Below are 14,351 nucleotides of genomic sequence, written 5' to 3'. Positions count from 1 at the left end.
GTTAATACAATAGTCGACCATACAGTGCGGTGTCAGCAAAAACTGTACTGTTTTAACGACGCATTTGACGGGCGCAAAAAAACCCGGCGCTGCTGAGCAGGCCGGGTCGTAGGAGCTGTCGAGTGAAACGAGGCTGCGATCTTTCCAGGCCCACTTGAGTCCCAAGCGAAAGATCAAAAGATCGCAGGCTTCGCCAGCTCCTACAGGATTTCTGGCAGCCCTTAACGAGCCGCGCCGAGCTGGCCTTTTTCGTCGGAGAACACAATTTCCACCCGACGGTTCTGTGCACGACCGCGCTCGGAAGCGTTGGCGTCCACCGGGTACTCATCGCCGTACCCTTCAACCTGGATGCGTTTGTCGTCGATGCCCAGGTCCGTCAATACGTCAGCTACCGATTGCGCCCGGTCGCGGGACAGCTTGAGGTTTTCCTGTTTACCGCCAGTGCTGTCGGTGTAGCCCTCGATCCGCACCACACGCTTGGGGTTGAGCTGCAGGAACTGGACGATCTTCAACACCACGCGGTTCGCCGAGCTCTTCAGCTCCGCCTCACCGGTATCGAACAGCACATCACCCAGGGTCATCACCAGACCACGGTCAGTCTGGGTGGTCGCCAGCGCCACGATCTGCTCTTCGAGCCACTTGCCCTGTTGCTGCACGCTGAGCAACTTGGACTCACGCAGCGCCAATTGCAGGCGCTGACGCTCGAGTTCGAGCTTCGCTGCGCGCTCTTCGTTGAGCACTTGATTGGTGTGTTCCCGGGCGATTTCGCTGTAGCGCTGGCTCAGGTAGGCGTAATGCGCCACGTCCGAACCGCTGCCCCAGTAGCTGGACAGACGATCGGCGCGGGCCAGGGACTCGCCGGCGCGGATCACGTCTTTGGGCGCAATGCGCAGCACGTTGGAATCTTCCTTGACCTTCTGGAAGTCGGCGCCGGCCTGCTGCAACGCGGCTTCGCTGTGTTGACCGGCGCAGCCATAAAGGCTTGCGCAGCCGGCCAGGATCAAGCCGCCGAGTGCTTTGGTCTTCAGGTTCATTGGGCATCTCCCAGTTGCTTGCGCAGGCGGGTGATGCGGGTATTGAGCACGTTCAACTGCTCCTCGCTCTTGTGGGTCAGGACCCGGGCTTCGGCCAGGCGCGCGTCCAGCTCGGCCTGCTCGGCCCGCATGCGCGCATTCTTGAAGGACTGGTCGGCCATGTTGCCCTTGGCACGGTTGAACTTGTCCTGGGCCAGTTTCAGCTCCGGCACTTCCTCGGCGGTAGCGCCCACGGCCTTGGCTTGTTCGAGGGCCTGTTCGGTCAGGCGTATTTGTTCATTCGGCGCCGGATCGGCTGCACAACCCGCCAGAGCCAGAACGGCCAGGGCAGCGAAAAGAGGTCGAATACTCACTAAAAATCCCTACTGTTTTGGGGTACTGACAGGTTGTGGCTGCGGTTGTGAGCCTTGCGCTTTCCAACGCTCGATATTGCGCAGCAACGCAGATTCCGTCAGTCCGGACGCGGGCAATTCTGTCATCTTTTTGGCCAGCTGTCCGCGCAACCAAGGATCGTTACAGGCGGAGTTATGGGAAACCGCGAGGTACAGGCCGGGTTTGTCGATGGGTTGTGGGTGGGCCATCAAGTCATTGGCCATCCCCAGCGTTTGCACCATGGCCATGCCCGAGTAGCGACCGGCGAGGACAAACTCCACCTCGCCCAGCAGCAATTTCTGAAAGGCCTGAGTCAGATTGGGTGTGCGCACGAGGGTCAATTGCTGCTCGGCGAAAGTGCCGAATGAAGGGCTCACTCGAGCCTTTTCCGACAACGCGCCGGGATGACCGTGGAGGTCCTGCGCTTCGTTGTAAACCAATAACGAGTCGTTGCGAGTCCAGACCAGATAATCGTTTTCCAGCAGCGCAGGATGGATGTAATCCAGATTTTCCAGCTCTGTGACCATCAACGGCGCATCGGCCAACATGTCCATGCGCCCGCTACGCACTTCATCCAGGGCCTGGGAGCGTTTACCGGCATAGAGCAGCTCGACCTTGATGCCCAACTCCCCCGCCACTTGTTGCAATAAATCAGCACTGGCGCCAATCAGGTGCTTGGGGTTTTGCGGGTCTTGCCACAGGTACGGCGGCGCGTCGGGACTGCCGGTCACGATCAGGCGCTCGCACTTGCCCGCGGCAAACGACAGCCCTGGCAATAGCGATAATCCCAGCAAGCCCCATACAAGGCGCAGATCCATGGCCAAACACTCCTCTCAATCCCGGATATGCCAACAAAAGCACAAAAAAAAAGCCCGACCAAAAGGCCGGGCTCTTTATAAGTCAAGCCGCCGGATTAGACCAGCTTCTCGAACTCAGGGATGGCTTCGAACAGGTCTGCCACCAGGCCGTAATCGGCCACCTGGAAGATCGGCGCTTCTTCGTCCTTGTTGATCGCCACGATCACCTTGGAGTCTTTCATGCCGGCCAGGTGCTGGATCGCGCCGGAGATACCGACGGCGATGTACAGCTGTGGCGCAACGATCTTGCCGGTCTGACCGACCTGCATGTCGTTGGGTACGAAACCTGCGTCAACCGCAGCGCGCGAAGCACCAACGGCGGCGCCCAGCTTGTCGGCCAGGGCGTACAGGTGTTTGAAGTTGTCACCGTTCTGCATGCCACGACCACCGGAAACGACGATCTTGGCAGCGGTCAGTTCCGGACGATCGGACTTGGCCAGTTCTTCGTTGACGAAGCTGGAAGTGCCGGCGTTGTGAATAGCGGCAACAGCTTCAACAGCGGCCGAACCACCTTCGGCAGCCACCGGGTCGAAACCGGTAGCCCGCACGGTGATCACTTTCACTGCAGCATTCGATTGCACAGTAGCGATGGCGTTACCGGCGTAGATCGGACGCTTGAAGGTATCGGCGCTTTCTACCGAGATGATCTCGGAGATCTGGTCAACGTCCAGCTGGGCGGCGACGCGCGGCAGGATGTTTTTGCCGTTGGAAGTGGCGGCAGCCAGGATGTGGCTGTAGCCCTTGCCCAACTCGGCTACCAGTGGAGCAACATTTTCCGGCAGCTGATGCGCGTAAGCAGCATTGTCAGCGTTCAGGACTTTGCTCACGCCAGCGATTTTCGCAGCGGCTTCAACCACGGCGCCAGCGCCCTGACCTGCAACCAGAACGTGGATGTCGCCACCGATCTTGGCGGCAGCAGCAACGGTGTTCAGCGTGGCCGGGGCCAGCACTTTGTTGTCGTGTTCGGCGATTACCAAGATAGTCATGATTAGATTACCTTCGCTTCGTTTTTCAGTTTCTCGACCAGTTCAGCCACCGACTTGACCTTGATACCCGCGCTGCGTGCAGCTGGCGCTTCGACTTTCACGGTCTTGTTGGTGGAGGCGGTGGAAACGCCCAAAGCGTCCGGAGTCAGCACTTCGAGAGGCTTCTTCTTGGCTTTCATGATGTTTGGCAGGGACGCGTAGCGCGGCTCGTTCAAACGCAGGTCGGTGGTGACGATGGCCGGCAGTTTCAGGGAAACCGTCTGCGCGCCGCCGTCGATTTCGCGGGTCACGGCAACTGTATCGCCGGACACTTCGACTTTCGACGCGAACGTGCCCTGACCGTAGCCGCTCAATGCCGCGAGCATCTGGCCAGTCTGGTTGTTGTCGCTGTCGATGGCTTGTTTACCGAGGATCACCAGCTGTGGCTGCTCCTTGTCGACCACGGCCTTGAGCAGCTTGGCCACGGCCAGGGAAGTCAGATCTTCAGCGGATTCGACGAGGATGGCGCGGTCGGCACCCAGAGCCAGCGCGGTGCGCAGTTGCTCTTGAGCGGTGGATGGGCCGATGGAGACGACGACGATTTCAGTCGCCACGCCTTTCTCTTTCAGACGTACGGCTTCTTCCACTGCGATTTCGCAGAACGGGTTCATCGACATCTTGACGTTGGCGAGGTCGACGCCGGAATTGTCCGCCTTGACGCGAACCTTGACGTTGTAATCCACAACGCGTTTGACAGCTACAAGAACCTTCATGGATTCCTCGTTACTCTCCGGTGAAAAGAAAGTCGCCTAGGCGAACCTGGCGGTTGATGCTCATCGGCGCAAGGGCACCTCTAAAAACGCTGGCAGATGTATCGGGTGAACCTTGCTCACGAGGCTGATGACCGTTCGTCAGTGGTGACCGACAAGTCATTCATTACCGTGGCGTGTAAACTGCGCGCGATACCTGCGCGGCGCTTCACCTTGTACTGCCATCGCCCTGTCTTTAGAGGTGCTCTTGAAACCTGTATTCAGCCTACGGCGAGCGCAAAACCGCCCGTATCTTGACCGGAACACCTATTCCGGTCAATACGGCAAAATGGCCAGTCATAAGCCGCGTGACTTTGATTTATCTGGCTTTGAGCCGATTCAAACAAACGTTTGTATTGGACGCTAAGAGTGGTGTAGATATAATGCGCCACCCAAAGAGAAAGGTGGTTCATCGATTGTCCTCTGTGCCGCACTATGGGGAATTCATGAATGCGACACCCAACCTCCAATTAGAAAAAAAACTGTTGAGCCTTGAGTAGGAGATAGCCTGTGGAACGCGAATACATGGAATTCGACGTGGTCATCGTCGGTGCCGGCCCCGCTGGCCTGTCTGCCGCCTGCCGTTTGAAGCAGAAGGCCGCCGAAGCCGGTAAGGAAATCAGCGTCTGCGTGGTCGAAAAAGGCTCCGAAGTCGGCGCTCATATCCTGTCCGGTGCCGTGTTCGAACCACGGGCCCTGAACGAACTGTTCCCGGACTGGAAAGAACTCGGCGCGCCGCTGAACACGCCAGTCACCCGCGATGACATCTTCGTTCTGAAAAACGCTGACAGCGCGCAGAAGATTCCAGACCTCTTTGTGCCCAAGACCATGCACAACGAAGGTAACTACATCATCTCCCTGGGCAACCTGTGCCGCTGGCTGGCCCAGCAGGCCGAGAACCTGGGCGTGGAAATCTACCCGGGCTTCGCCGCCCAGGAAGCGCTGTTCGACGAGAACGGCGTAGTTCGCGGGATCATCACCGGCGATCTGGGTGTTGACCGCGAAGGCAATCCGAAAGAAGGCCTGTACACCCCAGGCATGGAACTGCGCGCCAAGTACACGCTGTTCGCCGAAGGTTGCCGCGGCCACATCGGCAAGCAGCTGATCAAGCGTTTCAACCTCGACAGCGAAGCCGACGCCCAGCATTACGGCATCGGTCTGAAAGAAATCTGGGAAATCGACCCGGCCAAGCACCAGCCAGGCCTGGTGGTCCACACCGCCGGCTGGCCGCTGGACATCATGGGCACCGAGAACACCGGGGGCTCGTTCCTCTATCACCTGGAAAACAACCAGGTGGTGGTCGGTCTGATCGTCGATCTTTCCTACAGCAACACCTTCCTGTCGCCGTTCGATGAGTTCCAGCGCCTCAAGCATCACCCGGTGCTCAAGCAATATCTGGAAGGCGGCAAGCGCGTCAGCTACGGCGCTCGCGCCATCTGCAAAGGCGGCCTGAACTCGCTGCCGAAAATGGTCTTCAAGGGCGGCGCTCTGATCGGTTGCGACCTCGGCACCCTGAACTTCGCCAAGATCAAAGGCAGCCACACGGCGATGAAGTCCGGCATGCTCGCCGCTGACGCCGTGGCCGATGCCTTGTTCGCCGATCTGGACGGCACGCAAGAGCTGACCACTTACGTCGACGCCTTCAAGAAGAGCTGGCTCTACGACGAACTGTTCGCCAGCCGCAATTTCGGCCCGGCGATGCACAAGTTCGGCCCGATCCTCGGCGCTGGCTTCAACTGGATCGACCAGAACATCTTCGGCGGCAAACTGCCGTTCACCCTGCACGACACCAAGCCGGATTACGCGTGCCTGAAACTGGCGGCCGACTGCAAGAAGATCGACTACCCGAAACCGGACGGCAAGCTCAGCTTCGACAAGCTCAGCTCGGTGTTCATCTCCGGTACCAACCACGAAGAAGAGCAGCCGTGCCACCTGAAGCTGGCCGACGCGAGCATCCCGATCAGCAAGAACCTGCCGCTGTACGATGAACCTGCCCAACGTTACTGCCCGGCCGGCGTGTACGAAGTGGTCACCCAGGAAGACGGCGAGAAGCGCTTCCAGATCAACGCCCAGAACTGCGTTCACTGCAAGACCTGCGACATCAAGGACCCTGCACAGAACATCACCTGGGTGGCGCCGGAAGGCTCCGGCGGCCCGACTTATCCGAACATGTAAGTCGACCGTCTGAACAACAAGGCTCCCTGAACGGGGGCCTTTTTGTTGCCCGCAATTCAAGCGTCACCACAAGAACCTGTGGATCAGGCAGCGCGCTCATCCCCCGGATTACGCTCGAAGTAGCGCTTGTACTCACGGCTGAACTGCGACGTGCTCTGATACCCCACCCGATGCGCCACCTGGGCCACGCCCAATCCTTCGCCCTGCAGCAAGCGCTGGGCCTTGAGCAAGCGCAAACGCTTCAGATACTGCACTGGCGACAACAAGGTGCAGCGTTTGAAATGCTCATGAAACGTCGACGCGCTCATGTTCGCGCAACTGGCCAGGGCGTCGACGTTCAGCGGCTCGGTGTAATGGGCATGCAGATGGCTCAGGGAGGCCGCGATCCGGGCGAACTGCCCCTGTTGCTCCACCAGCGCCCGCAATACATCGGCTTGCGGCCCACGCAAGGCGACGAACAACAACTCACGCAATCGCGCCTGTCCCATAACCTGGCTCTCCAGCGGGTCGTGCAGACAGCGCAACAGCCGTTCAACACAACCACGCATCGCATCATCGAGCACCGCCGAAGTCATGGACTCTGGCGTCTGCGCCGCGATACAGCGCCCCGACGCCAGCCCCATGGCCAGCACCAACTCACCGAGCAACACCCGGTCAATGGCGATGGAAATGCCCAGCATCGGGCCATCGGGCGCGGAAAACGTCTCGCACTCGAACGGCACCGGCAGCGCTTGAATCAAATAATGCCCGGCGCCGTACTCCAGAGTACGCGACCCCAGATACGCCAACTTGCTGCCCTGGGCGATGATGACCAGGCTTGGCTCGTAGATTTGCGGGCCACGGGCCAAATCACAACTGGCCCGCAAAATCTGCACGCCCGGCAACGCGGTAGGCGTGAAACCATCGCGGGTGGTCAGCGGCTGGATCAGCGAAACCAGCGTGGCATTGGCATCGAGATGACGGGTCAACAACATGGAGAGCTCTTCACAAAAAAGTCGCGAAAAAAGGGATGAAAACATCATCGCAGGTCTGAACGCCAATGCGGCCAATCAACGGCGCATACCGGAGGATTAGGCATGACACCCGGAGGAATCGCCATGGCCGGTCACCCGTGCGGTGCCCAGAATGGCTCGCCTCACCTGTCACTGCTTTTGCGAGGTTCACCATGTACACCGCCATCGGATACGCCGCTCAGTCGCCCACCACTCCCCTCGCCCCGATGAAATTCGAACGCCGCAGTCCACGGCCCGACGACGTCGCAATCGAGATTCTCTACTGCGGCGTCTGCCATTCCGACATCCACCAGGCGCGCAACGAGTGGGGCATTGCGGTTTACCCGCTGATGCCCGGCCATGAGATCGTCGGCAAAGTGACCGCCGTCGGCGCGAACGTTACTAAACACAAAGTCGGCGATCTGGTCGGCGTCGGTTGCATGGTCGACTCGTGCCGCCATTGCGAAGCCTGCCAGGCCGATCTGGAGCAATACTGCCTCGAAGGCCCGACCATGACGTACGCCACCCCGGACCGGGTCGATGGCAGCAACACGATGGGCGGTTACTCCGACAGCATCGTGGTCAGCGAGCACTTTGTCGTGCGCATCCCGGAGAAGCTCGACCTGGCCAGCGCCGCGCCGATTCTATGTGCCGGCATCACCACCTACTCGCCGCTCAAGCACTACGGCGTCAAGGCCGGCGACAAGGTCGGGATTCTTGGCATGGGCGGTCTCGGTCACATGGGGATCAAGTTCGCCAAGGCGATGGGCGCTGAGGTGACCTTGTTCACCCGCTCGGCGAGCAAAGCTGAAGAAGGTCGTCGCCAAGGCGCGGACCACGTGATCGTGTCCACCGATGCCGAACAGATGAAGGCCGCCGCCGGACAATTCGACTTCCTGCTGGACACCATTCCGGTGCAGCACGACCTCAACCCCTACCTCGATACCCTGCGTTTCGACGGCGTGCACATTCTGGTGGGCTTGATCGAGCCGATCGATCCGCCGGTGCATGCTGCCAAACTGGTATTGGGTCGTCGCATGCTGGCCGGCTCACTGATCGGCGGCATCGCCGAAACCCAGGAAGTACTGGACTTCTGCGCCGAGCACGGCATCTCCTGCGACATCGAAATGCTCGACATCCGCCAGATCAACGAGGCTTACACCCGCATGATCGCCGGTGACGTGAAATACCGCTTCGTGATCGACATGGCGACGCTGAAACTCTAAACCTTCAGGCCCAATTCCGCCGACAGCCGGGCTGTGACCCCTTTGATCAGGGGAATCAGCTCGGCCATTTTTTCCAGTGGCATGTACGGCACGGTGCTGGCGATGCTGATGCCGGCGACAATGCGCTTGCTGGCATCGCGGATCGGCGCCGCCACGCAGCGAATCGACGGTTCGTTGTCCTCCAGGTCGAAGGCGTAGCCGCCGGCCACGTACTCGATCATGCGCTGCTGAAACTGTTCCCAGGATTGCTCCGGGTGCTGCGGCCAGAACTGATTTTTCCCACCCACCGGCAAGCTGATTTCATACAGCCGTTGCCATTCTTCCTGCGAGTCATCAAGCATCAGCGCCTTACCGATCCCGGTACGCGCCAACGGCATGCGATGGCCGACCCGCGAACGCATTTCCGGGCCATTGCGCCCCGGATTCTTGAGCAGGTACAGCACCTCGTCGCCTTCACGAATCGCCAGGTGAATGGTGTCGCCGGTCAACGCCGACAACTCATCCAGATACGGCCCGGCCAACGTCACCAGCGGCAGCTCTTCGCGCGCCTGAAAACCCAGCTCGATCAGTTTCGGCCCCAACAGATAGCCGACCTGCGGCACTACCCGCAGATAACGCTCGTCCACCAGGCAACTGGCCAGACGATGGGTGGTGCTGCGCGTCGTGCCGATCAGTCGGGCGATTTCCTTGAGATCGCGGGCGCCACTGGCCACCGCCTGCACCACACCCAGGCCACGAAGCAGTGTCTGGGTGCCGGTCGGCGCGGCGTCCTTGGCGATTTTTGGGGCGTCTTCCTGCATATCCAGCCTTTACCGTTGAGCGAGGGAACGGGCGGCATTATGGTCGCCGGACAGCTGCGACTACAACTTGATACGCTCGACCTTGCCCACCAGCAACACGTAGGACAACGCACCCAGCAACGCCAGAACAGAGATATAGGTGATCGCCGGGGCAAACGAATCACCGGAGGCAAGGAAACCGATGACGATCGGCGTGGTAATCGCCGCCAGGTTGCCGATGAAATTGAACACCCCACCGGTCAGTCCGAGCAAGCGTGCCGGGGCCAGGGTCGACACCAGCGACCAGGTGATCGAGGCCAGACCGTTACCGAAGAAGGCCAGCGCGAGAAAGGCGATCACCAGCGGCGTCGACTCGACGAAGTTGGCGCCGATGATCGAGGTGGAAATCAGCAAGCCACCGATGATCGGTAACTTGCGAGCAAAGCCTACGGTGTAGCCGCGACGGATCAAAAAGTCCGAGAAGAACCCCGAACACAGCACGCCGACAAACGCTGCGAGAAACGGCAGTGACGCCAGCAAGCCAGACTTGATGAAGTCCATGCCGCGATATTTCACCAGGTAAGTCGGGAACCATGTCAGAAAGAACCATAAAGTCGAATTGAGGCAGAACTGGCCGAGGTAAATGCCCCACAATTTGCGCTTGCTCAGGACAATTCCGAGGTCGATCCAGCTGAATTTCGCCTTGGCCCTGGCGGCTTCGGCCTGAATATCCACCAACCCGCCACCCTCGCGGATCAGCTCGATTTCCGCGTCATTGGCGCCCTTGAAATCCCGTGGTTCGCGATACACCGCGTACCAGATCACTGCCCAAAGGATGCCCACCACACCGGTGCTGACAAACACCATGTGCCAGCCATATTGGTGTTGCAGCCAGGCAAGCACCGGCGTCAGGAACGCCAGGCCGACGAACTGCCCGGAGGTGTAGAAACCGATGGCCGTGGCGCGTTCGCGCTCGGGGAACCAGGTGGTCACTACGCGGCTGTTGATCGGGTACGCCGGCGCCTCCAGGGCTCCGACCGCCATGCGCAAAACGAACAATGCAATGAAACTGGCGGCGAAACCGAGCATCACCGTGGCCAGCGACCACAACAGCAATGCGACGCTATAGAGAATACGCGGCGGCACCCGGTCCACCAGCCAGCCGCCGGGGATCTGCATGGCGGCGTAGGTCCAGCCGAATGCGGAAAAAATCAGCCCGACGTGGATCGGATCGATGCCCAAATCGCTGGTCAGCGCCGGGGCGGCAATGGACAGGTTGCTGCGGTCCAGGTAGTTGATCACCACCGTGATGAACAACAGGACCATGATGAAAAAACGCTTGCGACTGGGCGTCACCAACGACGCCTGCCCGGTGAGGGTTTGCGGTTGCATGGGGGTGCCTCTTCTTATGTTTATTGAGGTCATGGTGTTTGATCGCTCCTACGCCCTGCGTGGGAACGATCACCGCGTGAGTATCACCACTCGGCAAAACTGCCATCGGCATGGCGCCAGATCGGGTTGCGCCAGCGGTGGCCGACCGCCGCGCGTTCGATCACGTACTCCTCGTTGATCTCGATGCCCAGGCCCGGCCCATTGGGGATCTTCACGAAGCCTTTGTCGTAGTCGAACACCCGCGGGTCTTTCACGTAATCGAGCAGGTCATTGCTCTCGTTGTAATGGATGCCCAGGCTCTGTTCCTGAATGAACGCGTTGTAGCAAACCGCGTCCAGTTGCAGGCACGCCGCCAGGGCAATCGGCCCCAATGGGCAATGCAGCGCCAGCGCCACGTCGTAGGCTTCGGCCATGTTGGCGATCTTGCGGGTTTCGGTGATACCGCCCGCGTGGGACGCATCGGGCTGGATGATGTCGACGTAACCTTCGCTGAGCACACGCTTGAAATCCCAGCGCGAGAACAACCGCTCGCCAAGGGCAATCGGCGTGCTGGTCAGCGGCGCCAGTTCTTTCAGCGCTTCGTAGTTCTCACTGAGCACCGGCTCTTCGATGAACATCAGTTTGTACGGGTCGAGTTCCTTCATCAGCACCTTGGCCATCGGCTTGTGCACCCGACCATGGAAGTCCACGCCGATGCCGACATTCGGGCCGACCGCATCGCGCACGGCGGCAACGTTGGCCAGCGCCTGGTCGACTTTCTCGAAGGAATCGAGGAATTGCAGCTCTTCTGTGCCGTTCATTTTCACCGCGGTGAAACCACGGCTGACCGCTTCTTTCGCGGCGCGAGCAGTGTCCGCCGGACGATCACCACCGATCCACGAATAAACCCGGATCTTGTCCCGCACCTGGCCGCCCAGCAAATCGCTGACCGACACCCCCAGCGCCTTGCCCTTGATGTCCCACAACGCCTGGTCGATACCGGCCAGCGCGCTCATGTGGATCGCCCCGCCCCGGTAGAAGCCGCCACGGTAGAGCACGGTCCAGATGTCTTCGATGTTGCGTGGATCTTTACCGATCAGGTAGTCGGACAACTCCTCGACCGCAGCAGCGACGGTGTGTGCGCGGCCTTCGACCACGGGCTCGCCCCAACCGGTCACGCCCTCGTCGGTCTCGACCTTGAGGAAGCACCAGCGCGGCGGAACGATGAAGGTGGTGAGTTTGGTGATTTTCATCTCTATTGTCTCTCTTGTAGATGCAGCGCTCACAGCGCCAGAAAGTCTTAACGCAGAGCGTTCCATGCAGCGACATATGCCTTGGCGCGCACCGCTACTTCGTCAGCCGTCATGCCCGGTTTGAACAACCCGGAGCCGAGACCGAAACCTTTGACGCCGGCCTCGACAAACACCTGCATGTTGTCTGGCGTAATCCCGCCCACCGGCACCAGCACCGTCCCCGCCGGCAACACCGCCAGCCAGGCTTTCACTACGGCTGGGCCCATCTGCTCGGCCGGGAACATCTTCAGCACATCCGCCCCTTCGGCCAGCGCGGCAAAGGCTTCGGTCGGCGTCGCCACGCCCGGCGACAGGAACAGCCCTGCTGCCTTCGCCGCGCGCAACACCTTGGCATCGCTGTGGGGCATGACGATCACCTGCCCGCCCGCCGCTTTCACTTGCTCGACCTGTTCCGGCGTCAGCACCGTGCCCGCGCCGATCAGGCAATCGGCGGGTAATGTGCTGCGCAGGATGCGGATACTTTCGTACGGCTCAGGGGAATTAAGCGGCACTTCGATGACGCGAAATCCGGCCGAATACAGGACTTCGCCGACGGCTGCCGCCTCTTGCGGACTCAGGCCACGCAAGATCGCGATCAGACCGTTTTGTGCCAATGCTTGCTTGAGCATGTCAGACCTCCAGTCAGGTTTAACGGGATGGGTTTGCAGTGACCAGTCCGGCGGCGACCGCCAACTGCCACAAGCCGCGTTCGGTGGCCTGCTCGGCCAGGGTCACCCGGGTAAAACCGCAGGCGTCGAGCGCCCGGCTGTAGCGAGTGCAGAGTTGGGCATTGCCGATAAGGATGATCGAGGGCAGGTGCACGCTATTGCGTCGACGCCGCTGAACATTGGCCAGGGCCAAAAGTTCATGGCCGATCAACAGGCCGGACAGATAGTCCGGTTGAGCGCTAGCGCTCAGCTCGCCGGTCAGCCCCAGGCTGCGTGCACTGAACAATGTCGACAGCGGCCCGATCTCGCCGTCCGCCGACAGCGCCACTTGCACGCCACGGTCAAAAGCATCGCCATCAAAAGCCCCGCCGCGCTGCTGAGTGCGCCCCAGAATGCTGTGTTCGCTGAGCACGGCGAAGACTTCGCCGGTCATGAAGGTATCGAAATGCACGATGCAGCCGTCGGCCACTTGCACCCATTTCGAATGACTGCCCGGCAGGCCGATCAACAGATCGCTACCCGCCTCGCCCGGCAGATTCTGCAATACGCCGAGGACCTGGGTTTCCTCGCCACGCATGACGTTGGGCAAGTGCGAACGCTGAATCACACCCGGCACGATGTGCACATCGACACCGCGAAGACTGCGAACGGTTTGTAGGGAAGTTCCGAGATTGGCGACGTTCGCCGGCGTGTCGCAGTAAGCCGCTTCGCACCAGCCCTGAGCACTGCCAACCATGCCACAGGCAATCACCGGCACATCGGGCTGCACGTCGAGCCAGTCACCGCAAGCCTCATCGAAGGCCAGTTCAAAGCCGTCGGCGCATGCCTGACCGGCGATGGTTCGCGGCGTCCTGGGCAGCTGCATGATCCCGGACGACAGCGCACGCTGTTCCAGCACCTGGCCACCGAAGCCGAGTTTGTAAGCACGTAATGAGGTTGTCCCCCAATCGAGCGCGATCAATTGCGCCAGCATCGCTTCACCTGTTTTGTTTTTTGGACAGTGAGTGAGCTGGACTATAAACCTGGACGCAGGAAAATCTCAATATATAAATATCAGTCCCATATTATGGGATTTACAAATATAACTAGATTTTCTTCGCCAAAGCTCTGCAACGCAGCCTCACCCACCGCGTGGGTGAGACCGCCGAGATTGCGGATTTCAATCAGGGGTATACGTACTGGAAATCGGCCTTCGATGAGGGAAAGGCCGGGGTTTTTAAGATCACCGTGAGGCAGGCACTTGATGGTTTGATGAGCGGTAACTGTGAAGCGAGTGTGCAGTAAGGCTGCTTGCTAGCCTAACCGTTCGCTATTACTCTTTAGCAGCTGCCTTCAACAGATCTGCTGTCGGCACGCGCATAACATTTGAGAAGTATGTTTTGTAACGAGTGGTATGAACTCTGAACGTGCACAACATGAACTCACGCTTATCGAGAATCTCACGCAGTGCTTGACCGGTGAGAATAGTCTCTTTCCCTTGCAGTTCCTCAGCCTCGCGGAAGAGGATCATTGAAATATAATGCTCACCTGAAGAGTCTTTCACAAATTCGACAGTCCCTCTTCCAGAGCGTTTTATGTAATGCCCGACGGAAAAGTCAAGATCATCTTCCAGCGCACATACCAATCCCTCACCGATCTTGGACTTGAACAAACCCAAAAGCTCTGTATCACTGGTAAACCTTATCTGATAGGAATTACCACTCGGTGAAGTTTCCACCTTCTCGTAATGAAGCGTCGCGATGGGTCTTCCGTGATTTGAAGAGCACGAAGCACACAACACCATAAAAAGACAAAAAACAAAATTGCGCATA

The 14,351-nt window shown here is 59.5% G+C and carries 14 protein-coding genes; 2 read left to right on the top strand and 12 right to left on the bottom strand.

Annotation, left to right across the window (positions count from 1 at the left end):
- Nucleotides 1–221: 221 nt before the first annotated feature.
- From ACCC96_RS00335 to ACCC96_RS00315, 5 genes are all read right to left on the bottom strand, one after another.
- Nucleotides 222–1,034 (bottom strand): OmpA family protein, encoded by an 813-nt coding sequence (locus tag ACCC96_RS00335; protein ID WP_018929884.1) that lies wholly within the window; start codon nucleotides 1,032–1,034, stop codon nucleotides 222–224.
- Nucleotides 1,031–1,387 (bottom strand): DUF4398 domain-containing protein, encoded by a 357-nt coding sequence (locus tag ACCC96_RS00330; RefSeq protein ID WP_018929885.1) that lies wholly within the window; start codon nucleotides 1,385–1,387, stop codon nucleotides 1,031–1,033. The genes ACCC96_RS00335 and ACCC96_RS00330 overlap by 4 nt, the downstream gene beginning before the upstream one ends.
- A gap of 9 nt (nucleotides 1,388–1,396) precedes the next feature.
- On the bottom strand, nucleotides 1,397–2,224 hold the full coding sequence (locus ACCC96_RS00325; protein ID WP_413694676.1) for a substrate-binding periplasmic protein: 828 nt from the start codon (nucleotides 2,222–2,224) through the stop codon (nucleotides 1,397–1,399).
- 95 nt (nucleotides 2,225–2,319) lie between these two features.
- Nucleotides 2,320–3,249: an electron transfer flavoprotein subunit alpha/FixB family protein gene (locus ACCC96_RS00320; protein ID WP_019650467.1), complete on the bottom strand. Its 930-nt coding sequence runs from the start codon at nucleotides 3,247–3,249 to the stop codon at nucleotides 2,320–2,322.
- 2 nt (nucleotides 3,250–3,251) lie between these two features.
- Nucleotides 3,252–4,001 carry an electron transfer flavoprotein subunit beta/FixA family protein gene (locus ACCC96_RS00315; RefSeq protein ID WP_105343061.1) on the bottom strand — a complete coding sequence of 250 codons (750 nt, stop codon included), beginning with the start codon at nucleotides 3,999–4,001 and terminating at the stop codon, nucleotides 3,252–3,254.
- Between the two features lie 546 nt (nucleotides 4,002–4,547).
- Between ACCC96_RS00315 and ACCC96_RS00310 the strand changes: the two genes are divergently transcribed.
- A complete protein-coding gene (locus ACCC96_RS00310) occupies nucleotides 4,548–6,212 on the top strand; it encodes an electron transfer flavoprotein-ubiquinone oxidoreductase (RefSeq protein WP_413694675.1) in 1,665 nt (554 codons plus the stop codon).
- An 83-nt stretch (nucleotides 6,213–6,295) separates the two neighbouring features.
- Here ACCC96_RS00310 and ACCC96_RS00305 read toward each other — a convergent pair whose 3' ends face one another.
- Complete coding sequence (locus tag ACCC96_RS00305; protein ID WP_258672834.1) at nucleotides 6,296–7,186, bottom strand: AraC family transcriptional regulator; 891 nt, start codon at nucleotides 7,184–7,186, stop codon at nucleotides 6,296–6,298.
- A 191-nt stretch (nucleotides 7,187–7,377) separates the two neighbouring features.
- Between ACCC96_RS00305 and ACCC96_RS00300 the strand changes: the two genes are divergently transcribed.
- Nucleotides 7,378–8,430, top strand: coding sequence for an NAD(P)-dependent alcohol dehydrogenase (locus tag ACCC96_RS00300; protein ID WP_019650465.1), 1,053 nt, complete (start codon nucleotides 7,378–7,380; stop codon nucleotides 8,428–8,430).
- Here ACCC96_RS00300 and ACCC96_RS00295 read toward each other — a convergent pair.
- The 6 genes from ACCC96_RS00295 to ACCC96_RS00270 all read right to left on the bottom strand — a co-directional run bounded on the left by ACCC96_RS00295 (nucleotide 8,427) and on the right by ACCC96_RS00270 (nucleotide 14,350).
- Nucleotides 8,427–9,230 (bottom strand): IclR family transcriptional regulator, encoded by an 804-nt coding sequence (locus tag ACCC96_RS00295; protein WP_018926186.1) that lies wholly within the window; start codon nucleotides 9,228–9,230, stop codon nucleotides 8,427–8,429. The two genes, ACCC96_RS00300 and ACCC96_RS00295, sit on opposite strands and share 4 nt — an antisense overlap.
- Before the next feature lie 60 nt (nucleotides 9,231–9,290).
- Nucleotides 9,291–10,601, bottom strand: coding sequence for an MFS transporter (locus tag ACCC96_RS00290; protein ID WP_019582752.1), 1,311 nt, complete (start codon nucleotides 10,599–10,601; stop codon nucleotides 9,291–9,293).
- An 83-nt stretch (nucleotides 10,602–10,684) separates the two neighbouring features.
- Nucleotides 10,685–11,833, bottom strand: a complete 1,149-nt coding sequence (gene dgoD / locus ACCC96_RS00285) for a galactonate dehydratase (protein ID WP_018926188.1) — start codon at nucleotides 11,831–11,833, stop codon at nucleotides 10,685–10,687.
- A 47-nt stretch (nucleotides 11,834–11,880) separates the two neighbouring features.
- Nucleotides 11,881–12,501, bottom strand: a complete 621-nt coding sequence (locus tag ACCC96_RS00280; RefSeq protein WP_019650463.1) for a 2-dehydro-3-deoxy-6-phosphogalactonate aldolase — start codon at nucleotides 12,499–12,501, stop codon at nucleotides 11,881–11,883.
- A 19-nt stretch (nucleotides 12,502–12,520) separates the two neighbouring features.
- On the bottom strand, nucleotides 12,521–13,513 hold the full coding sequence (locus ACCC96_RS00275) for a 2-dehydro-3-deoxygalactonokinase (protein ID WP_413694674.1): 993 nt from the start codon (nucleotides 13,511–13,513) through the stop codon (nucleotides 12,521–12,523).
- 339 nt (nucleotides 13,514–13,852) lie between these two features.
- The gene (locus ACCC96_RS00270; RefSeq protein WP_019650460.1) at nucleotides 13,853–14,350 is read right to left on the bottom strand and encodes a hypothetical protein; all 498 of its coding nucleotides are present in this window, start codon (nucleotides 14,348–14,350) and stop codon (nucleotides 13,853–13,855) included.
- Between the last annotated feature and the right edge of the window lies 1 nt (nucleotide 14,351).

Source organism: Pseudomonas sp. Pseusp11, assembly GCF_047304405.1.
In the GTDB taxonomy this organism is placed as follows: Bacteria; Pseudomonadota; Gammaproteobacteria; order Pseudomonadales; family Pseudomonadaceae; genus Aquipseudomonas.
Note: the sequence above shows the minus strand (reverse complement) of the source record. Positions and strands in the feature narration are given on the sequence as shown.

What these genes read in the sequence shown, in the direction of transcription:
- ACCC96_RS00335 (WP_018929884.1), bottom strand. Translation starts at nt 1,034, where the DNA reads ATGAACCTGAAGACCAAAGCACTCGGCGGCTTGATCCTGGCCGGCTGC.
- ACCC96_RS00325 (WP_413694676.1), bottom strand. Translation starts at nt 2,224, where the DNA reads ATGGATCTGCGCCTTGTATGGGGCTTGCTGGGATTATCGCTATTGCCA.
- ACCC96_RS00320 (WP_019650467.1), bottom strand. Translation starts at nt 3,249, where the DNA reads ATGACTATCTTGGTAATCGCCGAACACGACAACAAAGTGCTGGCCCCG.
- ACCC96_RS00315 (WP_105343061.1), bottom strand. Translation starts at nt 4,001, where the DNA reads ATGAAGGTTCTTGTAGCTGTCAAACGCGTTGTGGATTACAACGTCAAG.
- ACCC96_RS00305 (WP_258672834.1), bottom strand. Translation starts at nt 7,186, where the DNA reads ATGTTGTTGACCCGTCATCTCGATGCCAATGCCACGCTGGTTTCGCTG.
- ACCC96_RS00300 (WP_019650465.1), top strand. Translation starts at nt 7,378, where the DNA reads ATGTACACCGCCATCGGATACGCCGCTCAGTCGCCCACCACTCCCCTC.
- ACCC96_RS00295 (WP_018926186.1), bottom strand. Translation starts at nt 9,230, where the DNA reads ATGCAGGAAGACGCCCCAAAAATCGCCAAGGACGCCGCGCCGACCGGC.
- ACCC96_RS00290 (WP_019582752.1), bottom strand. Translation starts at nt 10,601, where the DNA reads ATGCAACCGCAAACCCTCACCGGGCAGGCGTCGTTGGTGACGCCCAGT.
- dgoD (WP_018926188.1), bottom strand. Translation starts at nt 11,833, where the DNA reads ATGAAAATCACCAAACTCACCACCTTCATCGTTCCGCCGCGCTGGTGC.
- ACCC96_RS00280 (WP_019650463.1), bottom strand. Translation starts at nt 12,501, where the DNA reads ATGCTCAAGCAAGCATTGGCACAAAACGGTCTGATCGCGATCTTGCGT.
- ACCC96_RS00275 (WP_413694674.1), bottom strand. Translation starts at nt 13,513, where the DNA reads ATGCTGGCGCAATTGATCGCGCTCGATTGGGGGACAACCTCATTACGT.
- ACCC96_RS00270 (WP_019650460.1), bottom strand. Translation starts at nt 14,350, where the DNA reads ATGCGCAATTTTGTTTTTTGTCTTTTTATGGTGTTGTGTGCTTCGTGC.